Raw genomic sequence first — 23378 nt, forward strand, 5'->3', positions numbered from 1 at the left:
CCATGAAGGGCAGGGCCACCGCGCCCACCGTGTGGACATCGGCGATCCCCAACCGTCGCGCCAGCGGATGCTTGTTGTGCCAGTTCACCAGCAGCCAGGCGACGACGTCGGGCGACGGTCCTTCCCACGGCGCCGCAGGGGCGGCGGGCGCGGGAGCGGCGACCGGCGCGGCGGCCTCGCCGGACGGCGGGGCGGTCGGATCGATGTCGGGCGAGGCGGGGGTATCGTCCATGGCGCCGGCCATTGTGCGTCAGCGCACGCGGTGCCGATCGCCGCGGGACGGGGATGATCGCCCCGGAGTTCGAGGCTTTCCTCCGCCCCTGGTGTCTTGAGAGGCGGGCACGGGACTTGTATGGTGGAGCGCATGCCCTCGATGCCGCCGCCCGATCCGATCCGCCCGCGTTCCTTGCCGCGACCGCGCCTGCTGGTCGTGCAGGCGCTCGCGGTGCAGCCGCTGGCGGCCGTGCTCGAGGAGAGCGGGTACGAACTGCTCCGCGCCGCCGATGCACGGGCGGCGATCGACGGACTGGGCGCCGGGCCCGTCCTCGTGATCATGGACATGGAACTGCCCGAGCTGCCCGGCGACGGTCCGCTGACCCTGCTGCGGCGCCTGGCCGGCAGCGGCGTGCCGGTGCTGACGCTGAGCCGTCCGCGCGGGCCTCAGCCGGTGGCGGCGCTGCACGAGGCCGGCGCCTCGGAATGCCTGCTCAAGCCGGTCCGCATGAGCGAGCTGCTGTTGCGCATCGAGGGCCTGATGTCGCCGGTGCCGGCGGCCGAGCCGGTCGAACCGCGTCGGCCCACGGCCCGCATGGCAGTGCGCGAACGCGATGGGCAGTGCACCTGGCAGACGCCGCAGGCGCGCGCCCTGATGGCGGCGCACTTCCCGCCACCGTGGGCGGATCACGCGCGCCTGCCGCCGGAGGTGCTGGCCTGGTTGCACCGCGAGGCCCTGCGTCGGCGCGCGGGGGCGCCGCCGTCCTCGCTGACGGTCGCGCCGCGCGCGGGCGAGGGGCGACACCGGCTGAGCTTCACGCTGACCGCCGGGGACGACGAGGTCGTCGGCGAAGGCCACTGGTTGCTGGTGCTCGACCGGCCGGAATGAGCGCGGCCCCGGATTGGCGGGACAATCCGTCCCCATGTCATCCGGAAGTCCCTTGTTCACGCCGTCCCCCGACGCCCCCGCCCCCGACGAGCGCCAGCGCTTCCTGCGCCTGCTGCGCACGGCCCTGGCGGAACGCCGCTTCCAGCGCCTGCTGCTGAACCGTCACGAGGGCGAGGATGCCTCGATCGAACGCCTCACCGTGCGCGACATCGAGCTGCGCGGCGAGCGCGCGCTGAGCTTCCTGTGGCGGCACAAGACCAAGGACGTCACGAAGAACCACCCGCTGGACGAAGGCCTCGCGCTGATCGACGCGCTGCTGGGGCGGGACTTCCAGCAGGCGCACCTGGACACGCTCGCCGAGGAGGTCCAGCTGCGCTTCAGCCGCAAGGGCAAGCCGCTGCTGCAGGTCGGGAAGAAGGGGGCGCCTCCGCGACCGGCGAGGACGTCGGCGGCGCGGAGGGCGTCGCGACGCCCGGCGGACACGACCGCGCCAAGCCCCGGGAGTTGTCGTCCGACCGTCCGTTCTGGCGCGACCTCGGCGTCACGCACGAGATCAAGGGCCAGCCCGCGCTCGTGCCGGCGATGGCCCGCAAGTGGAAGCAGATCAACAAGTTCATCGAGATCTTCGGCGCGGCGGTCCGCAAGGCGGCCCTGGACGCGCCGGGCACGACGGTGCGGCTGGCCGACTTCGGCTCCGGCAAGGGCTACCTGACCTTCGCGATGCACGACTGGCTGCATGCGCAAGGCCTGACCCCGGCGGTGCAGGGCGTCGAGCTCAAGCAGGACATGGTGGCGCTGGGCAACGCCGCCGCGGCGCGACACGGCCTGGCGGGATTGCGCTTCGAGCACGGCGACGTGCGCGAGCGTGGCGACCAGCCGCTGGACGTGATGGTCGCGCTGCATGCCTGCGACATCGCGACCGACTACGCCATGCACTTCGGCCTGCGCAGCGGCGCGCGCGTGATCATGTGCGCCCCGTGCTGCCACAAGGAGATCCGTCCGCAGATGACGACGCCGGCCGCGCTGCGGCCGCTGCTGCAGCACGGCATCCACCTCGGCCAGGAGGCCGAGATGGTGACCGACTCGTTGCGCGCGCTGCTGCTGGAGCTGATGGGCTACGACACGCAGGTGATCGAATTCATCGCGCTGGAGCACACCAGCAAGAACAAGATGGTGCTGGCCGTGAAGCGTCCGCAAGACCCGACCCCGGCGCGACGCACGGAGCTGCTGGCGCAGCTCGACGAGATCAAGCGTTTCTACGGTCTGCGCAGCCAGGCGCTGGAGACCTTGCTGCGCGTGGAAGGCAAGCTGGAACCCGAAGCGGCTTGAGCCCGCTGGAGGCGGCAATGAGGCGGCAGTGAGGCGGTTCGAACCGGCATGAGTCGGCGCGGACCGGCGTGAGCCGGCGTGAACCGGTCGTGAGGCCCGGGTGAAGGCAGCGCCGCTGCTCAAAACTGCGGCAGCGCAACGAAGTGCCTGACGGATCAACAGCTTGAGCGCGCCGCCCTCAGCTTTCCCCACGACTTGTCCACAGGCGGCGGGGGCAACCGGCATGTCGATTGCCGAACACGCGGCATGTCGACCGTCCTCGCCCCCTCTCCCGCCCCTGTCCCCTGGCTGGCCCGCGTCCTCGGCGCCGGGCTGCTGATCCTGGGTTTCGTCATGCTCGCCGCGGGCGGCCTGCTGGCCTCGCTCGGCGGCAGCTGGTACTACGCGCTCTCGGGCCTGGCCTGGGCCGTCATCGGCGCGCTGATGTGGGGGCGGTTGCGCGAGGCGGTGCTCGGCTACGCGCTCTACTTCCTCGCCACGCTCGTGTGGAGCCTGTGGGAAGTGGGCCTGGACTGGTGGCCCTTGGGCGCGCGGATCGGCGTGCCCTTCGTCATCGGCGCGGTGCTGCTGGCGCTGGTGCCGACGATGCGTCGCCATCTGCCCGCCGACGACCTGCGTCGTGTCGCATGGCGCAGCCCGCCGGCGCTCGCACTGGCGGCGGTGCTCGGGATCTTCGTGGTCCTCGCGGTGACGTCGTGGACGCGTGACATCCACGCTGTCGAAGGGACGATGCCGGCCAGCGGCGCCGCGCGCCCGCCGGGCACACCCGCCTCGGGCGCGGCCTCGGTGCCCGACGGCGAGTGGCACGCCTACGGTCGCACCGGCTTCGGCCAGCGCTGGTCGCCGCTGGCGCAGATCACGCCGGCCAATGTGGGCGACCTGAAGCTGGCCTGGGACTTCCGCACCGGCGACGTCCGCGGCCGGCCCGGTGATCCCGTGGAGACCACTTTCGAAGTCACGCCGCTGAAGGTCGGGGAACGGCTGTTCCTCTGCACGCCGCACCAGACGGTGCTCGCGCTGGACGCGACGACGGGCCGCGAACTCTGGCGCTTCGATCCGCAGGTGCGCGGACAGCTCGCGTTGCAGCATCTGACCTGCCGCGGTCTGTCGTACCAGCCGCCGCCCGATGCGATGGCGGCCGCGGGGGCCCAGCCGGCGGCCTGTGCCGCGAAACTCTTCATGCCCACGGCCGACGCACGGCTGATCGCCCTGGATCCGGCGACGGGCAAGACCTGCCCCTCGTTCGGGCAGCAGGGTGCGGTGAACCTGATGGCCGGCATGCCGAATGCGCAGCCCGGCGCCTACTACTCGACCTCGCCCGTCGTGGTGACGCGCAAGCTGGTGATCGTCGGCGGCACGGTGCTCGACAACGCCTCCACCAAGGAACAGTCCGGCGTGATCCGGGCCTATGACGTCGAGACCGGCGCGCTGGTCTGGAACTGGGACTCCGCGAATCCGGAGGCCACCGCGCCGATCACGGCCGGGCAGACCTACGCCGCCAACTCGCCCAACAGCTGGTCGGTGGCCAGCGTCGACGAGGCACTCGGCCTGGTCTACCTCCCGATGGGCAACCAGCCGCCGGACCAGTGGGGCGGCAAGCGCTCCGCGGCGGTGGAAAAGCATTCGTCGTCGGTGGTGGCGCTCGACCTCGCGACCGGTCGGACGCGCTGGGTCTTCCAGACGGTGCACCACGACCTGTGGGACTACGACGTGCCGTCGCAACCGGTCCTGGTGGACCTGACGGTGAAGGGGCAGCGCGTGCCGGCGCTGGTGCAGCCGACCAAGCAGGGCGAGCTCTTCGTGCTGGACCGCCGCGACGGCAAGCCGGTGTTCCCCGTGACCGAGACGCCGGCCCCGCAGGGCGCCGCGGCGGGCGACTTCAGCGCGCCGACGCAACCGGTGTCGGCGATCTCCTTCAACCCGCCGGAACTGCGCGAGCGCGACATGTGGGGCGTGTCGATGTTCGACCAGCTCTGGTGCCGCATCGCCTTCCACAAGCTGCGCTACGAGGGCCGCTTCACGCCGCCGTCGGAGCAGGGCTCGCTGATCAACCCGGGCAACTTCGGTGTCTTCAACTGGGGCAGCATCGCCGTCGATCCGGTGCGCGGCATCGCGTTCACGACGCCCGCGGTGCTGGGCTTCACCTCGACGCTGGTGCCGCGCCGCGACGACACCTCGCTGCTGGTGCAGGACGGCGGGCCGCCCAAGGGCGCGCTGCCGGCGCTCAACGAGAACTTCGGCGCGCCCTTCGCCGCGAAGATGAAGCCCTTCACTTCGCCGCTGGGCATTCCCTGCCAGGCGCCGCCGTGGGGCACGGTGGCCGGTGTCGACCTGAACGAGGGCAAGGTCGTCTGGCGGCATCGCAACGGCACGGTGCGCGACCTGTCCCCACTCCCCGTGCCGTTCAGGCTGGGCGTCCCCAGCCTGGGCGGGCCGCTGATGACGGCCGGCGGCCTGGCCTTCCTGTCCGGCAGCATGGACGACTACGTGCGCGCCTACGACGTCAACGACGGCCGCGTGCTGTGGGAAAGCCGCCTGCCCGCGGGCGGCCAGGCGACGCCGATGACCTACCTCGGCGCGGACGGACGGCAGTACCTGCTCGTCATCGCCGGCGGCCACGGCTCGACCGGCACGCGGCCCGGCGACCACGTGCGGGCGTACGTGCTGGACAAGCGCTGACCAGGCGCTGGACCGGCGCTGAACCGGCGCAGGGCGCAACGAAAAAGCCCGGCCCCTCGTGGAAGGGCCGGGCAAGGGCGCTGTGACGCCGCCTGGACACCCCGACTGCTGGGGGCGTGGCGCTGCGGCGTGGCGAATGGGGAAGCGCATGCGCGCCGGCCATCGGGCGACCCGCGAGGGGCCGCGACCTGGGCGCGAGGATCGTGGTGAGTCAGGTCCGCGGAAGCGGGACCGGCGCCGGGGCTGGCCTGGCCGGGCACGAATGCGGGCAGGTGTGCGGGCAGGGACGCGGGAGCGTGGACTGCGGGCTGGCGGGCGTGCGGCGTGTCGTCATGCTTCGCATCATCGCGGTCGCCAAAGATTCCGAGACGACAAGAACAGGGCGCAAATCCGGCCAAACATCTGGCCGGATTTCACGCCCATTTCCGCCTGCACGGTGAATGCCCGGCAGGGGAACTCCGGCCGGAAAGTGGAAAGCCCGGCGCGTCGTCGACGGCCGGGCTTCGGGGCGGCGCGCCAGGGCGCGCCGGGGCGGGCGACGAGGCCCTCAGTTCACTTGACGTCCATCCCGAAGGTGTTCGCGATGAAGGCCAGGATGTCCGCACGCTCCTCGATGATCTTGGAGGTCGGCTTGCCGGCGCCATGGCCGGCCTGCGTCTCGATGCGGATCAGCTTGGGCGCGGGGCCGGTGTCGGCGGCCTGCAGCGTCGCGGTGTACTTGAAGCTGTGGGCCGGGACGACGCGGTCGTCATGGTCGCCGGTGGTCACCAGGATGGCCGGGTAACGCGCGCCGCTCTTGATCGTGTGCAGCGGCGAGTAGGCCTTGAGCCACTGGAAGTCGGCGGCGTTCTCCGAGCTGCCGTAGTCCGAGGTCCACGCCCAGCCGATGGTGAACTTGTGGAAGCGCAGCATGTCCATCACGCCGACCTGCGGCACCGCGGCGCCGAACAGGTCCGGGCGCTGGTTCACGACCGCGCCGACCAGCAGGCCGCCGTTGGAGCCGCCGTTGATGGCGAGCTTCGCGGGCTGCGTGTACTTGTTGGCCACGAGGTACTCGCCGGCGGCGATGAAGTCGTCGAAGACGTTCTGCTTCTTGCCCTTGGTGCCGGCCTCGTGCCAGGCGGCGCCGTACTCGCCGCCGCCGCGCAGCACGGCCAGCACGTACACGCCGCCCATCTTCATCCAGGTCGCGGCGGTGACGCCGTAGCCCGGCGTCATCGGCACGTTGAAGCCGCCGTAGCCGTAGAGCAGCGTCGGGTTGGTGCCGTCCAGCTTCAGGCCCTTGCGGTGGGCGATGAAGATCGGCAGCTTGGTGCCGTCCTTGCTGGTGACGAAGACGCGCTTGCTTTCGAACTGGTTCGCCTCGAAGGCCGTCTCCGTGCGCTTGAACAGCTCGGCCTTGCCGGTCTTGGCGTCCAGGCGCCAGATCTCGCCCGGCGTGGTCAGGCTGGTGTAGCTGAAGAAGGTCTCGGGGTCGTTCCACTTGCCGCCGAAGCCGGCGGCGGTGCCGACGCCGGGCAACGCGATGTCGCGCACATGCTTGCCGCTGGGGGCATGCACGCGCACCAGCGTGGCGGCGTCCTGCAGGTAGCTCAGCACCAGCTGGCCGCCGACGCCGCTGGCGGCGGTCAGGGCATCCTTGGTCTCGGGCACCAGCGTGGTCCAGGTCTTGGGATCCTTGGCCTGCCAGTCCTTGTCGAGGTCGATCGCGATCAGGCGGCCGCGCGGCGCGTCCTTGTCGGTCTTGACGATCAGGCGCTGGCCGTCGAGCACGACGGGCGCGTACTCGGCGTCGAAGCTGACGGTCAGCGGCACCGGCTTGGCGCCGGCGTAGCCGCCCTTGCCGTCCAGCGGCAGGACGAGCAGGCCGTTCTTGCGGGCGGAGCCCTTCCAGACGTTGATCAGCGCGAGGCGGCCGTCGTCGGTGACGTCGACGTTGAAGCCCCATTCCTTCTCGGCGGGGTTCTCGACGACCAGCGTGTCGGCGGACTGCGGCGTGCCCAGGCGGTGGTAGTAGACCTTCTGGAAGTAGTTGGCGCCGGTGAGGGCCGCGCCTTCCTTCGGCGCGTCGTAGCGCGAATAGAAGAAGCCCTTGCCGTCGGGCGTCCAGGAGGCGCCGGAGAACTTCACCCATTCGATGGTGTCGTCCAGGTCCTTGCCGGTGTCGAGGTCGCGGACCTTCCAGGTCTGCCAGTCGGAGCCGGCGCCGGCGGTGCCGTAGGCCATCAGGCGGCCGTCCTTCGAGACGACGCTGCCGGTCAGCGCGACGGTGCCGTCCTTGGACAGCGTGTTGGGATCGAGCGCGACCTGCGGCGTGTCCTTCAGGCTGCGCGCGGTGTAGAGCACCGCCTGCTGCTGCAGGCCGTTGTTGCGGGTCCAGAAGTAGCGGCCGCCTTCCTTCGAAGGCACGCCGAACTTCTCGAAGTTGTAGAGGTCGGTGTAGAGCTTGCGCGCAGGCAGGCGCTGCGGCATCGCGGCGAGGAACTTGTCGGTGATCGCGTTCTCGGCCTGGACCCAGGCCTTGGTGTCGGCGCTGTTGTCGTCCTCGAGCCAGCGGTACGGGTCGGCGACGGTGGTGCCGTGGTAGTTGTCGGTCTGGTCGACCTTGCGGGTGGCCGGGTAGGACAGGCCTTGCGAAGCGGCAGAGGTCGCCGAGGCGGCGGACGGGGCCGCGGGGGCCGAGGCGGTCTGTGCGGTGGCGGCCGTGCCGGCGCCGAGCCCGACCACCAGCGCGGCGGTCAACGAGAGGCGGGATTGCATGCGATGTGCTCCTGGAGTCGGGAAGCCGCCCGCGCGGCTCGTGGCCGTGCGGGGCGGTGCGCGGGGATTGTGCCCCGCTGCCCGTGGGGTGCCTTTGGTCAGGGCGGGGAAGTACGGGGTGGGCTCTCCATTTCCGCAGGGTCGAGGAAGGGCTCGGAGAGATCGCCGGATCTCCGGAGGACGATTTTCTTTCGGTGGTCCGCGTCATCCACACGGCGCGGCGATGGCCGTCGTCCTCAAAGGATCAGTAGTCCCACCTCGCCTCCACCTGGAACGTCCTCCCCGGATACGGGTGGAAGTTCCAGTACTGGTAGTTGTTGAGGTTGTCGACGCCGGCGGCGAGGGTCCACTGCTTGTCCAGGCGCCACTGCGCCCGCACGTCGACGGTGAAGTACTTGCTCGCCGCCATGTAGGCGAAGCCGTTGACGTCGCTGTTGTCGAGCGTGCTGAACTGCTTGCCGCTGTAGCGCGCGCCCAGGCTGAGGCTCAGGTCGTCGCGGGCCTGCCATTGCGCGAGCAACGTGGCGCGCCAGCGCGGCACGCGCGGCTGCCACTTGCCGATGGTGTCGCCCGGCACCGTCGCGTAGCCGGTGTTGGCCAGGATGATCGAATCGGCGAAGGTGACGCTGCCGGTCAGGGTCACGCGTCGCGGCAGGCCTGCCGTGCCGCTGAGCTCGACGCCCCGCGTGCGCACGTGATCGATGTTCTGCACCGTCGCGGTCGTCGTGTTGATGCCCGGATTGATCTGGGAATACAGCGCATCCCGGCTGTCCTCATGGAACAGCGTCACCCGCAGCGCATCGCGATCCTGACCGGTCCATTCGGCGCTGAGCTCGCTGGTCCAGCTGCGCTCGGCCTTGAGATTCGGGTCGTTGTTGATGAAGCTGCCGGTCGGGCTGAAACCGCCCTGGAACAACTCGCTGACCGTCGGGAAGCGAACCGCGCGACCCGTGCTGGCCTTGATCACCCACTGCTCGCTGAGTCCGTAGGACAGCGCGGCCTTCGGGGACCAGGCCGTCTGCGATCGATCAGGGTGGGCATGCGGGGTCTGGGTGGCCAGCGCTTGCGTGAGGCCGTCGAAGGCCTGCCAGCGCTCGCCGCGCAGGCCGAACACCGCCGTCCAGTCCGGCGCGAACGCCCAGGCGTCCTGGGCGAACACGGCACGCACGCGCGTGTCGCCCTCGAAGCGCGCGCTCTGCGCGCCGCCGGCCGCCGCGCGCCAGTCATCCAGCCCGAACACGCGGCTGCGCAGGCGGAAGCGCTCCTGCGACACGCCCGCGTCGATCGTGTGATCGCTGCCGTCCGGCGTCCAGCTGAGCTTGGCCGACAGTGTGTTCCAGCCGGTGCCCGCCTGATCGGTGAGCCGGCCGCCCTGAGGCAGCGTTGAACTCGGCGTGCTGGTCGGCGCGTAGGCGCGCGAGCGGTCGGCGAGGTAGTCGTACAGGCTGCCGGAAACTTCCCATCCAAGCCCGTCGCGCACGCGGCGCTTCAGCGACAGCGCGTACATGCGGTGCTCCAGCTCATCGCGCGTCTGCGGGAAGTCGGCCGCGCTCAGCGTGTAGCCCTTGCCATCGATGCTGACCGGCTGCGTGATGCCGCCGCTGGCACGGTGATCGATCGTGCGTCCGTTCGCATCGGTCAGGAAGCTCTCCGACTGTCCGTCCGAGCGGTTGCGCCAGAGCCCGACCACCGCCATCGCCCGCAGCCCGGGATCGATGTCATAGGCAAGCTTCAGCTTGGCCTGGTCCTGCACCGTGTCGTACTGCGTGCCGCTGCTGAGCAGCAGCCACGGCTGGTTGGCGCGATTGAGTCCGCTCACCGCGCCCGTCACCGGCACGGCGTTGGCCGCCGGTGCCGATGAACTCAAGGGTCGGTTCGCAAAGGTCTGAGGCTGCCCCTCGCTGTCGGTGCGGCCGGCGTGCAGCCACCACGAGAACGCGCCCTCCGCACTGCCGATCGAGGCGCTCGCCTGCTTGGCGTCGTAGTCGTGCTGGTGCCCGTACAGGTCGTTGGGCTGATGGCTGTAGCCCACCCGCGCATGGGCCTCGAACCGGGTCGGCATCCGCGTCTGGTAGTCGACGACCGCACCGACCGCGTTGCCTGAGTAAGCCGCCGAGAACGGCCCGTACATCACGTCGACGCGGGCGATCTCCTCGGGCGAGACGAGGCCCCAGCGCGGCGCGAAGGTCGCGCCGTTGCCGAGCAGGTTGGACAGCAGGATGCCGTCCGCATAGACCAGCGAACGCGCGCTGTTGCCGGTGCCGGAGGCGCGCGTCGACAGCACGGCGTGGTTGTAGTCGCCGATGTAGCGCTTGCGCACCAGCAGGCTGGGCAGGTACTTGAGCGCGTCCTCGGCATCGGTGGCATTGATGTCGCGGGCGATGGCCTCACCGGACACGCCCTCCATCGTCGTGGGGATGCGGCTCGGAAGCGAGGTCGGCGCGGCGCCGTCGACACGGACGATGCCGAGGGACTGCGCGCGGACGGGGGCGGAAATGATGGCGGAAGCGACGGATTCGACGGCGGCGTCTTCCGCGGCGTACACGGTCGTGAACGCAGCGGCGGAAGCGGACGCCAGCGCCGTCAGCGCGCCGGCTCGAAGCCGACGCGCACGGGAAATGCTGTGCATGGAAAGGAACTCCAACGGAATGAAGGAGCACCGGCCAGTGCCGGTGCGACAGACTTCAGGCCGTCAGAGGGGGCGCTCTCGCTGGCGCGCTGCGCCAGGCATGCGCGGTGACCGTCGCGCTGTAGAAGCGCTCCGGCAGGCCGTGGCGCAACTCGGTACGCAGCGGCAGGACCGCGGGCACCGGCGGCAAGGGCAGGGCGTCCTGGTGCAGGTGGCAGAACGCACAGTGCTGGAACAGCGCGTGATCCTGATCGTCGGCACCGCTGTCCGCCAGCCCCGCCCGCAACTCGGCAGCGCGTGGGCCCACCACACTGGATCGGCAGATCTGCGTCCACGGCGCCAGATCCCCGTTCAAGGCCTGCGCCGCCATGGCCGCCGCGGGCAGCAGCGCCGCCAGCCAGAAGACCAGGACGGTCATCCAGCGGGCGAAGGCGGTGGGGGAATGCAGGCGCATGACGCGGCGGATTCTAGGCGCGCCGCGCCGGCAGGACCTCAGCGGGCCTGCAACAGATCGAACAGCGTGCGCGCGACGACCTTCGTCGCACGGCGCAGGTCCTCCAGCTCGACACGCTCGTCCGAGCGCTTGGCATGCGACGCCAGCACGGTGCGCGGGCCGGCGCCGTAGATCGCGGCGGGGATGCCGTGCTCGCCGTACAGGCGCACGTCGGTGTACAGCGGCGTACCCGAGGTCGGGATCGCCTCGCCGAAGACCGCCTCGCCATGACGCTGCAGCGCTTCGACCAGCGGCCGGTTGCCCGGCAGCGGCTTGAGCGCGCGCGCGAGCAGCAGACGCTTCACGTCCACCGTGATGCCGGGGAACGAGGCCGCGGCCTTCGCGATGGTGTCGCGGATCTCCGCTTCGACAACCACCGGATCCTCTTCCGGAATCATCCGGCGATCCAGCTTCAGCGTGACCTTGCCCGGCACGACGTTGGTGTTGGTGCCGCCTTCGATGCGGCCGACGTTCAGGTAGGGATGCTGGATGCCCTCGACCTTCGACGTGACCTCGCGGTACGCCAGGTTGCGGGCATACAGCGCGTTCAGGATCACGACGGCGCCCTGCAGTGCGTCGATGCCGGTGTCCGGGATCGCGGCATGCGCCATCTTGCCGTGGACCGTCACCTCCATCTGCAGGCAGCCGTTATGCGCGGTGACGACCTGGTAGCTGAAGCCGGCGGCGAGCAGCAGATTCGGCTTCGTCAGGCCCTGTTGGAGCAACCAGCCGGGGCCCAGCTCTCCGCCGAATTCCTCGTCGTAGGTGAAGTGCAGTTCGACACCGCCCTTCAGCGCGGCACCTTGCGCGTGCAGCGCTTCCAACGCGCGCAGCGCGAAGGTGTAGGTCGAGAAGTCGCTCTTGCTGACCGCGGACGCGCGTCCGAAGAGCTGGCCGTCGACCACCTCGCCGCCATAGGGATCGTGCGTCCAGCCGTCGCCGGGGGGCACCACGTCGCCATGCGCATTCAGCGCGATCACGGGGCCAGCGCTTCCAGTGCTCGTGCCCCCGTCTTCCGCGCCGAAGCGGCGTCGGACGATCAGGTTGGTCAGCGATTCCAGCCCGTACTCGCGCACCTGCGCCTGCGGCACCGCGTGTTGCTCCGCCACGTACCCCATCTCGGCGAGCAGCTCGGCGGTGCGCTCGGCATGCGGCGCGTTGTTACCGGGAGGCGTGTCCGTGGGCACGCGGACCAGCGCCTGCAGGTAGCGGACCTGTTCGTCGAAGTGGGCGTCGATCCACGCGTCGAGCGCGTCGTACGAGGTCTGGGAAGAAGCGGTCATGAGATGTCTGTTCCAGGAGATCGGGCGGCGTTCACAGCCGGTCGAGCAGAGCGAGGAAGGCCTGCACGCAGAGTTCGGTGTCGTCGTTGCTGATCGCTTCGAGCGGGTTGTGGCTGATGCCCAGGTTCAATCCGCGCTGGAACAGCATGGCCTGGGGCATCGCCTGATGGAGCTTCATCGCGTCGTGGCCGGCGCCGGAGGGCATCCGGTGCACCGGCAGGCCGAGCGCGCCCACCGCCGATTCCCAGCGCGCCTGCCACACCGCATCGCTGGGCGCGGCGGCGGCGGCCTCGGTGCGCTCCAGCGTGAAGCTGACGCCGCGGCGCTCGCAGATCTCGGCGAGGCGCGCGCGCACGTCGGCGTCGAGCGCATCGCGGGCGGCGTCGGTGGTCGCGCGCAGGTCGAGGCTGAAGCGGCATCGGCCCGGGATCACGTTGATCGAGCCGTTGGGCACCTGCAGCTGCCCGACGGTGCCGACGACCTCGGGCACGGCGCCGGCGCGTTCCTCGACGTAGAGGATCAACTCCGCCACCGCCGCGGCGGCGTCACGCCGGCGGTCCATCGGCGTCGTGCCGGCGTGCGAGGCCAGCCCGCGCACTTCGCCGACGTAGCGCAGGCTGCCGTTGATCGAGGTGACGATGCCCAGCGGCAGGTCGAGCTCGTTGAGCACCGGACCCTGCTCGATGTGGACCTCGACGAAGCCGAGGTAGCGCGCGGGATCCCGCTTCAGGGCCTGGATCGCGTCCATCGTGCCGGGCAGACCGGCGTCGCGCATCAGGTCGCGCAGCACGACACCATCGGCATCGGCCTGATCCAGCCAGGCCGGGTCGAAGCGGCCGACCAGCGCGCTGGAACCGAGGAAGGTCGCCTTGTAGCGCTGGCCTTCCTCCTCGGAGAAACCGACGACTTCGAGGCCGTGCTTGAGCCGGCGCCCCTGGCGCTTGAGTTCGCGCACGCAGGCCATCGGCACGAAGATGCCGAGCCGCCCGTCGTACTTGCCGCCGTTGCGGACGGTGTCGTAGTGGCTGCCGGTGAGCAGCCGCGGCGGCTCGGGCGTGTCGGTCCCGCTGCCTGGCTGGCCGTGGTGCTCGCCGTGATAGACACCGACGACATTGCCGACCGCATCGATGCCGACCTCGTCGAAACCGCATTCGCGCATCCAGTCCGCGAGCTGCGCCGCCGCGGCGCGATGCGCCTCGGTCAGGTAGAGGACGGTGAGCTGGCCGTTCTCCGCGAAGCCGGGATCGGAGAACCGCGCCAGCGATTCCGCCCAGTCCCAGACCTGGTTGCCGAGCGTCGGCACGACGCCGGACGTGTTGCCGAACTTGTCGTTGAGCCGGATCTCCGCGATGCGGTGGATGTTGCGCAGGCACTCGGCGCGTTCGATGTCCGGGTGCCCGTTCAGGCGGCGCGCGAAGGTGTCGATGATCTGCTGCCGCGTCAGGCCGTCGCCGCGCGGGCCACGGACCGCGAGGATGAAGGGCCAGCCGAAGCGCGCGTTGTAGTCGGCGTTCAGCTGCTGCAAGCGGGCGAATTCCTCCGGCGAGCAGTGGGTGAGGCCGGCCTTGCTCTGCTCGTTCGTGGACTCCGCCGTCAGCGACCGCGCGACCATCGCCTTGCCGGCGAGCTCGGGATGCGCGCGGATCAGGCCGAGCTGCTCGTCGAGCGCGGCCTCGCGCACGACGGTGGCCATCGCATGCTTCAGCGCTGCGAGGCTTGCAAATCCGCCCGTGTGGCTTTCAGGGCGGCTGGCGAAGGCGCGCCGCGCGATCCACGGCGAATGCTCGTAGATGCCGTCGAGCAGGGCGACGAAGCTGTCCTCATCCGCGGCGTTCAGCGCGGCCAGGGACAGGGTGGGTGTGGGCGCAGTGGAGGAAGGCGAGGAGGGTGGGGAGGTGGTCATGACGGTTCGGCGTTTCAGCCCCAAACGAAGGCCTTGTCCGCATCGAACGGATGCGTGGCGCGCCAGTGGCGGGCGATGTCGATGCGTCGGGCGACCCAGACGCGGTCGTGTTTCTCGACGTGGTCGAGGAAGCGTTGCAGCGCCCGCATCCGGCCCGGCCGGCCGAGCAGCCGGCAGTGCATGCCGATGCTCATCATCTTCGGCGCCTCGGCGCCTTCGGCGTAGAGCACGTCGAAGGTGTCGCGCAGGTACTCGAAGAACTCGTCGCCGTGGCTGAAGCCCTGCGGCAGCGCGAAGCGCATGTCGTTGCAGTCCAGCGTGTAGGGCACGACCAGATGCGGTGTCAGCGCGCCGTCGGTCTTGCGCACGTTGAGCCAGAACGGCAGGTCGTCACCGTAGTAGTCGCTGTCGTACTCGAAGCCGCCGAAGTCGGCCACCAGCCGGCGCGTGTGCGGGCTGTCGCGGCCGGTGTACCAGCCCGACGGCCGCTCGCCGGTCAGCTGCTGGATGATGTCCATGCCGATGTCCATGTGCTGGCGCTCGATCGCTTCGTCGACGCCCTGGTAGTGGACCCATCGCCAGCCGTGGCACGCGATCTCGTGGTTCAGCTCGACGAAGGCCTTCGTCAGCTCGGGATGCCGCTCCAGCGCCATCGACACGCCGAAGACCGTCAGCGGCAGCGCGCGTTTCTCGAATTCACGCAGCAGCCGCCACACGCCGGCGCGCGAGCCGTATTCGTAGATGCCTTCCATGCTCAGGTGCCGCGCGGGGAAGGCCGGCGGATTGAACATCTCGGACAGGAACTGCTCGCTGCCGGCGTCGCCGTGCAGCACCGAGTTCTCGCCGCCTTCCTCGTAGTTGAGGACGAACTGCACGGCGATGCGTGCCTGGCCGGGCCACTGCGCGTGCGGCGGATGCTCGCCGTAGCCGACGAGGTCGCGGGGATATCCGGGGGAGACGACGGGCTTCATGCGGCGGACTTCATGGCGGTGTCGGAGGGAGGTCGGGACACGTGTCGGCGGACCTGTCGGGGGAGGGCGGCCGCATCAGCGCTGCAGGACGGACTTCAGGTCCTGCACGCGCGGATCGAGCCGCAGGTTGGCCTCGACGTTGCCGAGGTGCGCATCGAGCAGCTTCAGCGCCGCGCGCTTGTCGCGGGCCTCGAGCGCGTCGACGATGGCGTCGTGCTCGGCCTGCGACTCGGCGGCGGAATGGGAGCTCTGGTACATCAGCGCGATCAGCGAGCTGCGCGAGAGCAGGTCGGTCAGCAGCTGTGCCAGCACCTCGTTGCCCTGCATGCGGGCGAGCACGACGTGGAAGTCCGCCAGCAGCCGCGTGCGGCCGGGGACGTCGGTGCGGGCGACGGCTTCGCGCTCCTGCTTCAGATGGGCGCGCAGCTGCTTGATCTGCGCGGGGGTGATGCGCTGGCAGAGGTCGGCGAGCATCGCCGCCTCCAGCATCTTGCGCACCTCGAAGACCTGGCGGGCCTCCTCGACGCTGGGCTGGGCGACGAAGGCGCCGCGCGCGGGCTCCAGTCGGACGAGCCGGTCGCGGCTGAGCTGGTTCAGCGCCTGCCGCACCAGCGTGCGCGAGCACTCGAAGATGTCCGCCAACTGCTGCTCGACCAGCTTGGTGCCCGGCATCAGCCGGCGCTCGACGATCGCCTGCGTGATGGCGACCGTGATGCGTCCGGTGACGGAGGCGTTGGCGTCGAGGTCCCGGGCGTTCATGGCGGCGTGAGTGACGGACGGAGAGGGCGTGACGGCCGCGGCCGACGGCGCGAGACCGTGGGGACGCGGGTGTGCAGTGTGTTCGAGAGTGTATACACTTTGTGCTTTCATTCCCTCTTTCACCGAAGGCGCCGATGGGCAAGCTCACGACTCATGTCCTCGACACCATGCACGGCAGCCCGGCCGCCGGCATGGCCGTGCGGCTGTACCGGATCGAGTCCGGCGAGCCGCGCCTGCTGCAGGCGCTGACATTGAACGCCGACGGACGGGCGGACGGGCCGTTGCTGGAAGACGCGGCGCTGCAGGTCGGGCGCTACCGGCTGGTGTTCGCGGTGGCGGAGTACTTCCGCAGCCGCCGCGTGACGCTGCCGGAGCCGGCGTTCCTGGACGAGGTGCCGCTGGACTTCGGGATCGCGGACCCGGGCGCGCACTATCACGTGCCGCTGCTGGCCAGCCCCTGGTCGTATTCGACCTACCGGGGCAGCTGAGGTCCACGCATGCGCGCCTGGCAGACGCTGGCCCTGAGACTCGCGCGCGAGCCGGCGGTGCTGGTGCGCGTGGACGAACTGCAGGGCAGCGGCCCGCGGGAGGTCGGCGCGTGGATGGCGGTGACCACCTCCGACGTCGTGAACACGATCGGCGGCGGGCAGCTGGAATTCGACGCGATCGCGAAGGCGCGGGCCGCCCTCGCGGCGGGGCGAGTGATCGAGGCACGCCAGCGTTTCGCGCTCGGGCCGTCGCTAGGGCAGTGCTGCGGCGGCGTCGTGTGGCTGACCTTCGAGTGGCTGGATGCGCAGTCCATCGCCGGGCTGGCCGATCGTCTCGGCGACCAGCGTGAATGGCGGCGCATCGCGCTGTTCGGCGGCGGCCATGTGGGGCGGGCGATCGTCGACCTGCTGGCGAAGCTGCCGGCGACGGTGCACTGGATCGACAGCCGCGAAGGCATGTTCCCGGAGCCGCTGCCGGACAACGTCCGCGCGGAGCAGTCCGAGCCCGTGCAGGGCGCGGTGCCGACGCTGGCGGCGGGATCGCACGTGCTGATCATGAGCTTCAGCCACGCGGAGGACCTCGACATCCTGGCCAGTTGCCTGAAGCGGCAGCGCGAATCGGGGGATCTGCCGTACATCGGCCTGATCGGCAGCAAGAGCAAGTGGGCGACGTTCCGGCACCGTCTTGAGGCGCGAGGCTTCACGCCCGCCGAGCTGGCGCATGTCACCTGCCCGATCGGCATCCCCAACATCCCTGGCAAGCAGCCGGAGGTGGTGGCGCTGTCGGTCGTTGCGCAGGCGATGCAACAGCCGGACGAGCCCCGGTGAGACTCCCTCTCCCGCTTGCTGTATGGACCGAGGACATGGGTAACAGGTGTGCCAGGACATGGGTGACACTTTTCCCGCCTAGTCAGCGGGAGGACGAAGTTGCCCTGGAGCCAAGTCACCGTGAAGGATCAAAGAGAGGAATTCGTTCGGCTGGCCCGACAGCCTGGCGCCAATATCAGCGAGCTATGTCGACGCAGCGGCATCAGCCGTAAGACGGGCTACAAGTGGCTCAGCCGAGTCGATCTTGAGGATCGATCTCGGCGACCACGAACCTCACCGACCCGTACACCCGAACAGCTGCAAGCTCAGGTGCTTGCAGTGCGGGCCGAATGTCCGGCTTGGGGTGCTCGCAAGATCGCGCATGTGCTGGGGCGCGATCATGGCGTGCACATAGCGGCCAGCACGGCCAACTGGGTGCTGCGCCGCAACGGCCTGATCGACCCGGCAGCAAGCCAGGCCGCAACGGCATGGCAGCGCTTCGAGCACGAGACGCCTAATGCGCTGTGGCAAATGGACTTCAAGGGCCACTTCGCCACCGACGCCCAGCGCTGTCACCCGCTGACCGTGCTGGACGATCACTCGCGCTTCAACATCGTCCTGCAAGCGCTGGGCAATGAGCGGCTCGAGTCCGTGCAGCCCGTGCTGCAGCGCGCCTTCGAGCGCTATGGGCTGCCTGAGCGCATCAACGCCGACAACGGCCCGCCCTGGGGTTCGCCTACGCGCGGCGCGCTCACCGAGCTGGAGGTGTGGCTGATTCGGCTGGGCGTGCGCTTGAGCCACAGCCGACCGATGCATCCGCAGACCAACGGCAAAGACGAACGATTCCATCGCACGCTGAAGGCCGAGCTACTAGCCAGTCGGCACTTCAAGGACCTGAGCGATGCCCAGCGCTACTTCAGCCAGTGGCGCCATCTCTACAACTCCAAACGGCCTCATTGCGCACTGGGCATGGGCACGCCAGCCAGCCGCTACGTGGCTAGCCCGCGCTCAATGCCAAGCTCACTGGAGCCCGTCGAATACGGCGATGGCGTCATCGTGCGCCGGGTCGGATACGGTGGACGGATCCAGTTCAAGGGCAATACCTACCGCGTTGGCAGAGGTCTCATCGGCCAACCTGTGGCCCTACGACCTCACTTGGATCTCGATGGCAGCTTCGATGTCTTCTTCTGCCACCAAAAGGTACGCATGATTGAGCTGTGCCAGGCTGACTAACCTGGACCTGACCTGTTACCCATGTCCTGGCACACCTGTCACCCATGTCCTCGGTCCATACAGCTTGCGGGAGAGGGCGGGGGTGAGGGCCAGCGGCCGCCGCAGTCCCCACGCCAAACTGTATACACTTCCCCCTCAACGTCGCCGCGGCGCCCCGATCTTCAGCGCGACGCTTGCCGGTTCACAGCGCCCGCAGTGGTGGTCCGGATCTTGCTCGACGTTCGTTGATGGACAGCTACCTGCTTGACTGGGCCAATCTGCTGCTGCGCTGGCTGCACGTGATCGTGGCCATTGCCTGGATCGGCGCCTCGTTCTATTTCGTCTGGCTGGACAACCATCTGGTGAAGCCGCAGGCCGAGGACCTCAAGTCCAAGGGCGTGGACGGCGAACTCTGGGCGGTGCACGGCGGCGGCTTCTACAACCCGCAGAAATACATGGTCGCGCCGGCCAACCTGCCGCAGCACCTGCACTGGTTCTACTGGGAGAGCTACTGGACGTGGATGAGCGGTTTCGCGCTCTTCGCACTGCTGTACCTCTTCAACGCCGACACCTACCTGATCGACAAGCGTGTCTTCGACTGGAGCGCGCCCGCGGCGATCTCAGGAGCGCTTGGCTTCCTGGCGGGCGGCTGGCTCGTCTACGACCAGATCTGCCGGCGCTTCGGCCGCAAGGCCGACGGCTCGATCGGCAACGACGGCGTGGTGCTCGGCCTGATCGCGGTGGCCGTCGTGGCGGCGGCGTGGGGGCCAGCCAGCTCTTCGCGGGCCGCGCGGCCTTCCTGATCACCGGCGCCATGATCGCCACGATGATGAGCGCGAACGTCTTCTTCTGGATCATCCCGGGCCAGAAGCAGGTCATCGCCGACATGCGGGCGGGGCGGCCGGTGGACCCGGTCCACGGCCAGCGCGGCAAGCAGCGCAGCGTGCACAACACCTACTTCACGCTGCCGGTGCTGATCGCGATGCTGTCCAACCACTACGGCATGCTCTACAGCCACGCGCAGAACTGGCTGGTGCTGGTGATGCTGATGGCCGCGGGCGCGCTGGTGCGCACCTGGTTCGTGAAGCGCCACAAGGGCATCGATGCCTGGCCGCTGCTGGTGGCGGTGGTGATGCTGCTCGCGATCCTGATCGCCTGGCTGGCGCCTCAGCCGGCGACGGTGCCCGTCACGATGGCACCGGCAACGTCGCCTGCAACACCTGGCCCCGGCGCCCCCGCGGCATTGGGCGATTCGGCCGAAGTGTCCTTCGAGCAGGTGCAGACGATCGTCAACGCCCGGTGCCTCGCGTGCCACAACGCGGCGCTCGCGCCCAAGCGCATCCAGTTCCACGAGCCACAGATGATCGAGCAGCATGCGGCCGAGATCTACCAGCAGGTCGTGGTGCAGAAGACCATGCCGCTGAACAATGCGACCGGCATCACCGACGAGGAGCGGGCGGCGTTGGGACGGTGGTTCAAGGCGAGGCAGTGAAGATGCGTGTCCAGGACGATCCCAGCCTGCGTCCGCGCTTCATCCGGATGGAGGACCTGGAGGCTGAGATCGCGCGAGCGGGCGGCCACCGGGAAGGCCGCCCCGACGACCGCATGCCCGTGCATTTCGAGCACAACGAATCTCTGGCCTTGATCTGCACGGTCCATCGCGATGGCGGCATCGACATGGTGCGATGGGGCGAGATCCCTTGGGATGCCGATGAGTACGAAGACCTTCTCACCCGCGCCTTCAACCGTTTCACCGCGACGTTGTCGGGCATTGAACCGGAGCGGATCGCCTCGGCATCGGGTCTGACGTACCGCGTGACCTTGCGTGACCCGCACGATTCGCTGTTGCTGCTGGTCGGGACGACGTGGCGGAGATGGACGGTGGAATGCCGCGGAGAACTCCTTGCGGCAGTCCCGGCTCATGACGTCCTGCTGATCGCGGACGCTGGCGTGCCCGGAGCCCGTGAGGAGCTTGCGATGCTGAGCGCGGAGTACTTTCGAACGTCAGCGCATCCGCTGTCGGAGCGCACGATGTTTCGCAACCAGCACCATTTTGGCGAGTCCGGGCGACGTTGACGACGCCTGGCTAGACCGTCCAGGTCTTGAGCAGCTGGCGAAGCTTCTTCCGCCCATCGCTGTTGGTCTCCCGATAGGTCTTGAGCGCCAACGCGACGAACTGCTGCTCGGCCTGGGTCATGCCTTTCGGCGCGCGCTCCTCGTCGAGCCAACCCGATGGATGTCCGCAGCGGTCTTCGAACTGCCGCGCGAGCTTGTCGCCGATCGGGCGCTCGCCGGACTTGGCCATGCTCCAGGTCGCACGGCTCACCTCGAGCTTCTCGGCAAACGCCGCTTCGAGCCCCTTCGGCGATCCGCCGGTGGAGATGCTCTGCTCGACGAACTCCTGGAACAGGGACAGGACGTTCTGGCGTCGGAGGGTCGAAGTGGGCGTGGTCACGTGGCGATGTGAAAAGTATTCACAAATTCTAGTTGACGTCGATGTGAACGGTGTTCACAATCCGCTTCATTCCAGAACAACGGAACGGGTCTCCGACCCGCTCCACCCCAGAAGTCGATCCGAAGCCCATCTGAAGTCAAGAGCTGATCATGAACCGCGCCATCGCCCTCCAGACCAACGCACTGCCTGCCGGCGGTGTGGCTGCGTCCCTGGTGAGCGCGCATCACCGCTGCTGTCATTGCCATGCAACCGAAGGCCATCGTCATTGGATGGCAGGTGCGGATGACGGGGCGGATCACTCAGTGCGCAAGGCCTAGCCGACAAGCGCGCCGCGATTCGCAGGACTCGAGAGAGGCCCGGATTCCGCAAGGACCCGGGCTTTCTTGTTTTCCGTTTTCCATTCTTCTTCTCTCGGGTGTGTCCGTGCACAAGCGGCGAGCCGGCTCGACGTGCATGTGTGCCGACGCGGCCGCGCCGGCATGCAGCGAGACGCACCGTGCAGACGGCCGGGCTCGCGTGCGGACACAGCCGAGAGAGGACATCTCACGCATTCATCTCGACGTAGCCAAGAGGTTCAAGGCGACGGATTGCAAATCCGTTGGCGCAAGCCGTCCCCGGTTCGAATCCGGGCGTCGAGTCCAGTTCAAGGGTGGCCGTAGCGCAGTTGGTCAGCGCGCCGGGTTGTGACCCCGGAGGCGGTCGGTTCGATCCCGACCGGTCACCCCATTCCATTCATCAGCGAGGGAAACCCCTCGGTTGAAGCCTCGTGACGTGTCTCGATCTGGGCGCCATGTTCTTCTTCCGCCACCCCAAGCCCGTCGTCGATCGACGCCCCGTCGCGGAGCACTCGGTGCAGGTCGAGGCGCGGGATCTGCCCGTGCTGGTCGAGCTGAAGGAGATCCCGAAGCCGGCGCTTTCAGTCCGCGCCGTCTGCGGCAGCCCCGGTGATCCAGAGCTTCAGGCCGAGATCGAATCCGGCGGAAGGCTTGGCGCCGCCAAGGACGCCAGCCCGTTCCAGCACCGTCATGCCGTGAAGAAACGCCCATAGGGCCACGGCGGCCTCCGCGGCGCGCTCGTCGCCGTACAGCCGCGCCACCTGAGCGACGACGAACCGCCAGCTCTGACTGTGCGCCGCGTCATCCCCCTCGACATTGGACGGATGCAGCGTGGTCGCGAAGGCGTGCGGGCTCTCCCGTGCGAACCGGAGATACGCCTGAGCGATGGCCCGGATCGCCTCGCCGGGACCCTTGCGGCCGACCCCTGCCTGCATCGCCGACAGCAGGCGTCGCTGGCTCTCCTCCGACACCGCGCCCCGGAGGTCGGAAAGACTGCCGAAGTATCGGTAGAGCGCATTGGGCGCAATGCCCAGCTTGGTCGCCACGCCCCGTATCGACAGGGCGTCGGCGCCTTCTTCTTCGGCTTGCTGCATCGCGGCCGCAAGGATGGCTTCGCGGTCTGTCTTGGCTGGATATGGCACGAGAACATCGTACATCTTGACCAACTGACCTAAAAATGTACTATGTCCACCTTCATGATTGACAATGTACACCTTGAAGGGGAACTGCAATGACTTCAGACGTGATCCTCGTCACCGGTGCCTCCTCCGGGATCGGTCGCGCCACCGTGGAAGTACTGTTGGAAGCCGGTTATCGCGTCTTCGGATCGCTGCGCAGCGACGCCGACGCGAAGCGGGCCCAGGCCGAGTTGGGAGCGCGGTTCACGCCGCTGCTCATGGATGTCACGGATGAGGCGTCCGTGAGGGCGTGCGCCGACGAGCTGCGCGATCAACTGGGTGGCATGACCTTGCGCGGGCTCGTCAACAACGCCGGCTTCTGCGTGGTGGGCCCGTTGCTCCACCAGCCGATCGAGGACATGCGCCGGCAGCTGGAGATCAACACCTTGGGCCCCGTCATCGTGACCCAGGCATTCGCTCCCTTGCTCGGCGTCGACCGGGCGCTGAAGGGCAAGCCCGGCCGCATCGTCAATATCAGCTCGGTCGGCGGGCGCTTCGGCGCGCCATTCCTCGGGGCTTATGCCGGGTCCAAGCATGCGCTCGAGGGCATGACCGAGTCTCTGCGTCGCGAACTGCAGCTCTACGGGATCGACGCGATCCTGATCGAGCCTGGGTATGTGAATACGCCGATCCTGGACAAGGCCCTGGCCGAGGACTACAGCCAGTACCGCCGCACCGATTACGCCGCGGCGATGGAACGCTTCCGGGTGGGCTTCGTGGCCGAGGGCAGGAAAGGCCTGCACCCGCGCGTCATCGGGAAGGCGGTGCTGACTGCCCTGACGAGCGCCAGTCCCAAAGTGAACTACACCGTCGTGAAGCAGAAGTTGAAGAACTGGACGATTCCGATGGCGCTGCCGAAGCGCACTGTCGATGCGGCCATCGGCAAACAGCTCGGTCTGTTGGTGAAGCGATGAGGCCTCGCTAGGGGTCACTCCGGTGGCGCTCGACGCCTCTGGAAATCAGAATCCAAAACAGCGTTTCAAAATGAGAAACGA

The 23378-nt window shown here is 68.9% G+C and carries 18 protein-coding genes, 2 tRNA genes and 1 pseudogene; 11 read left to right on the forward strand and 10 right to left on the reverse strand.

The genetic code is table 11. The annotated features are described in order from the left end of the window. Positions 1–364 precede the first annotated feature (364 nt). On the forward strand, positions 365–1102 hold the full coding sequence (locus ACQ86G_RS13300; RefSeq protein ID WP_431260990.1) for a response regulator: 738 nt from the start codon (positions 365–367) through the stop codon (positions 1100–1102). A gap of 37 nt (positions 1103–1139) precedes the next feature. Here ACQ86G_RS13300 and ACQ86G_RS13305 read toward each other — a convergent pair whose 3' ends face one another. After that, positions 1140–1445 (reverse strand): hypothetical protein, encoded by a 306-nt coding sequence (locus tag ACQ86G_RS13305; protein ID WP_431260991.1) that lies wholly within the window; start codon positions 1443–1445, stop codon positions 1140–1142. Positions 1446–1606: 161 nt separating this feature from the next. Here ACQ86G_RS13305 and ACQ86G_RS13310 point away from each other — a divergent pair, with 161 nt between their 5' ends. Next, a complete protein-coding gene (locus tag ACQ86G_RS13310; RefSeq protein ID WP_431260992.1) occupies positions 1607–2431 on the forward strand; it encodes a class I SAM-dependent methyltransferase in 825 nt (274 codons plus the stop codon). A 246-nt stretch (positions 2432–2677) separates the two neighbouring features. After that, the gene (locus ACQ86G_RS13315; protein WP_431260993.1) at positions 2678–5110 is read left to right on the forward strand and encodes a membrane-bound PQQ-dependent dehydrogenase, glucose/quinate/shikimate family; all 2433 of its coding nucleotides are present in this window, start codon (positions 2678–2680) and stop codon (positions 5108–5110) included. Positions 5111–5662: 552 nt separating this feature from the next. Here ACQ86G_RS13315 and ACQ86G_RS13320 read toward each other — a convergent pair. The 7 genes from ACQ86G_RS13320 to ACQ86G_RS13350 form a co-directional block, all read right to left on the reverse strand. Then, a complete protein-coding gene (locus ACQ86G_RS13320; protein ID WP_431260994.1) occupies positions 5663–7870 on the reverse strand; it encodes a prolyl oligopeptidase family serine peptidase in 2208 nt (735 codons plus the stop codon). Positions 7871–8114: 244 nt separating this feature from the next. Continuing rightward, complete coding sequence (locus ACQ86G_RS13325) at positions 8115–10499, reverse strand: TonB-dependent receptor (protein ID WP_431260995.1); 2385 nt, start codon at positions 10497–10499, stop codon at positions 8115–8117. Between the two features lie 55 nt (positions 10500–10554). After that, positions 10555–10953 carry a DUF2946 family protein gene (locus ACQ86G_RS13330; RefSeq protein ID WP_431260996.1) on the reverse strand — a complete coding sequence of 133 codons (399 nt, stop codon included), beginning with the start codon at positions 10951–10953 and terminating at the stop codon, positions 10555–10557. A 38-nt stretch (positions 10954–10991) separates the two neighbouring features. Next, the gene (locus ACQ86G_RS13335; RefSeq protein WP_431260997.1) at positions 10992–12275 is read right to left on the reverse strand and encodes a M20 family metallopeptidase; all 1284 of its coding nucleotides are present in this window, start codon (positions 12273–12275) and stop codon (positions 10992–10994) included. A gap of 31 nt (positions 12276–12306) precedes the next feature. Then, positions 12307–14178, reverse strand: coding sequence for a 2-oxo-4-hydroxy-4-carboxy-5-ureidoimidazoline decarboxylase (gene uraD, locus ACQ86G_RS13340; RefSeq protein WP_431260998.1), 1872 nt, complete (start codon positions 14176–14178; stop codon positions 12307–12309). Positions 14179–14192: 14 nt separating this feature from the next. Beyond that, positions 14193–15149: an allantoinase PuuE gene (gene puuE, locus ACQ86G_RS13345; RefSeq protein WP_431260999.1), complete on the reverse strand. Its 957-nt coding sequence runs from the start codon at positions 15147–15149 to the stop codon at positions 14193–14195. 75 nt (positions 15150–15224) lie between these two features. After that, the gene (locus tag ACQ86G_RS13350) at positions 15225–15908 is read right to left on the reverse strand and encodes a GntR family transcriptional regulator (protein WP_431261000.1); all 684 of its coding nucleotides are present in this window, start codon (positions 15906–15908) and stop codon (positions 15225–15227) included. Between the two features lie 134 nt (positions 15909–16042). Here ACQ86G_RS13350 and uraH point away from each other — a divergent pair, with 134 nt between their 5' ends. The 5 genes and pseudogenes from uraH (at position 16043) to ACQ86G_RS13375 (ending at position 20491) form a co-directional block, all read left to right on the forward strand. Then, the gene (gene uraH / locus ACQ86G_RS13355) at positions 16043–16396 is read left to right on the forward strand and encodes a hydroxyisourate hydrolase (RefSeq protein WP_431261001.1); all 354 of its coding nucleotides are present in this window, start codon (positions 16043–16045) and stop codon (positions 16394–16396) included. A 9-nt stretch (positions 16397–16405) separates the two neighbouring features. Next, complete coding sequence (gene xdhC, locus ACQ86G_RS13360) at positions 16406–17224, forward strand: xanthine dehydrogenase accessory protein XdhC (protein ID WP_431261002.1); 819 nt, start codon at positions 16406–16408, stop codon at positions 17222–17224. Between the two features lie 99 nt (positions 17225–17323). After that, positions 17324–18436, forward strand: coding sequence for an IS481 family transposase (locus ACQ86G_RS13365; RefSeq protein WP_431260883.1), 1113 nt, complete (start codon positions 17324–17326; stop codon positions 18434–18436). A 227-nt stretch (positions 18437–18663) separates the two neighbouring features. Then, a pseudogene (locus ACQ86G_RS13370) lies at positions 18664–19907 on the forward strand (urate hydroxylase PuuD). After that, on the forward strand, positions 19904–20491 hold the full coding sequence (locus ACQ86G_RS13375; RefSeq protein WP_431261003.1) for a hypothetical protein: 588 nt from the start codon (positions 19904–19906) through the stop codon (positions 20489–20491). Before ACQ86G_RS13370 ends, ACQ86G_RS13375 begins: the two are co-directional and overlap by 4 nt. A gap of 10 nt (positions 20492–20501) precedes the next feature. Here ACQ86G_RS13375 and ACQ86G_RS13380 read toward each other — a convergent pair whose 3' ends face one another. Next, on the reverse strand, positions 20502–20870 hold the full coding sequence (locus tag ACQ86G_RS13380) for a hypothetical protein (protein ID WP_431261004.1): 369 nt from the start codon (positions 20868–20870) through the stop codon (positions 20502–20504). 555 nt (positions 20871–21425) lie between these two features. On the opposite strand from ACQ86G_RS13380, the gene ACQ86G_RS13385 reads away from it, so the two are divergent. Next, a tRNA-Cys gene (locus ACQ86G_RS13385) sits at positions 21426–21511 on the forward strand. 8 nt (positions 21512–21519) lie between these two features. Then, positions 21520–21596: transfer RNA gene (locus ACQ86G_RS13390), tRNA-His, on the forward strand. Positions 21597–21786: 190 nt separating this feature from the next. Here ACQ86G_RS13390 and ACQ86G_RS13395 read toward each other — a convergent pair. Continuing rightward, a complete protein-coding gene (locus ACQ86G_RS13395) occupies positions 21787–22437 on the reverse strand; it encodes a TetR/AcrR family transcriptional regulator (RefSeq protein WP_431261005.1) in 651 nt (216 codons plus the stop codon). Here ACQ86G_RS13395 and ACQ86G_RS13400 point away from each other — a divergent pair. Next, the gene (locus tag ACQ86G_RS13400; protein ID WP_431261006.1) at positions 22437–23297 is read left to right on the forward strand and encodes an SDR family oxidoreductase; all 861 of its coding nucleotides are present in this window, start codon (positions 22437–22439) and stop codon (positions 23295–23297) included. The two genes, ACQ86G_RS13395 and ACQ86G_RS13400, sit on opposite strands and share 1 nt — an antisense overlap. Positions 23298–23378 lie beyond the last annotated feature (81 nt).

The sequence above is a fragment of the Roseateles chitinivorans genome (assembly GCF_050632145.1).
Lineage (GTDB): Bacteria > Pseudomonadota > Gammaproteobacteria > Burkholderiales > Burkholderiaceae_C > Roseateles > Roseateles chitinivorans_B.

Bases quoted from the DNA above. Each gene is read 5' to 3' on its own strand.
- ACQ86G_RS13300 (WP_431260990.1), top strand. From the start codon at position 365: ATGCCCTCGATGCCGCCGCCCGATCCGATCCGCCCGCGTTCCTTGCCG.
- ACQ86G_RS13315 (WP_431260993.1), top strand. From the start codon at position 2,678: ATGTCGACCGTCCTCGCCCCCTCTCCCGCCCCTGTCCCCTGGCTGGCC.
- ACQ86G_RS13320 (WP_431260994.1), bottom strand. From the start codon at position 7,870: ATGCAATCCCGCCTCTCGTTGACCGCCGCGCTGGTGGTCGGGCTCGGC.
- ACQ86G_RS13325 (WP_431260995.1), bottom strand. From the start codon at position 10,499: ATGCACAGCATTTCCCGTGCGCGTCGGCTTCGAGCCGGCGCGCTGACG.
- ACQ86G_RS13330 (WP_431260996.1), bottom strand. From the start codon at position 10,953: ATGCGCCTGCATTCCCCCACCGCCTTCGCCCGCTGGATGACCGTCCTG.
- ACQ86G_RS13335 (WP_431260997.1), bottom strand. From the start codon at position 12,275: ATGACCGCTTCTTCCCAGACCTCGTACGACGCGCTCGACGCGTGGATC.
- uraD (WP_431260998.1), bottom strand. From the start codon at position 14,178: ATGACCACCTCCCCACCCTCCTCGCCTTCCTCCACTGCGCCCACACCC.
- puuE (WP_431260999.1), bottom strand. From the start codon at position 15,149: ATGAAGCCCGTCGTCTCCCCCGGATATCCCCGCGACCTCGTCGGCTAC.
- ACQ86G_RS13350 (WP_431261000.1), bottom strand. From the start codon at position 15,908: ATGAACGCCCGGGACCTCGACGCCAACGCCTCCGTCACCGGACGCATC.
- uraH (WP_431261001.1), top strand. From the start codon at position 16,043: ATGGGCAAGCTCACGACTCATGTCCTCGACACCATGCACGGCAGCCCG.
- xdhC (WP_431261002.1), top strand. From the start codon at position 16,406: ATGCGCGCCTGGCAGACGCTGGCCCTGAGACTCGCGCGCGAGCCGGCG.
- ACQ86G_RS13400 (WP_431261006.1), top strand. From the start codon at position 22,437: ATGACTTCAGACGTGATCCTCGTCACCGGTGCCTCCTCCGGGATCGGT.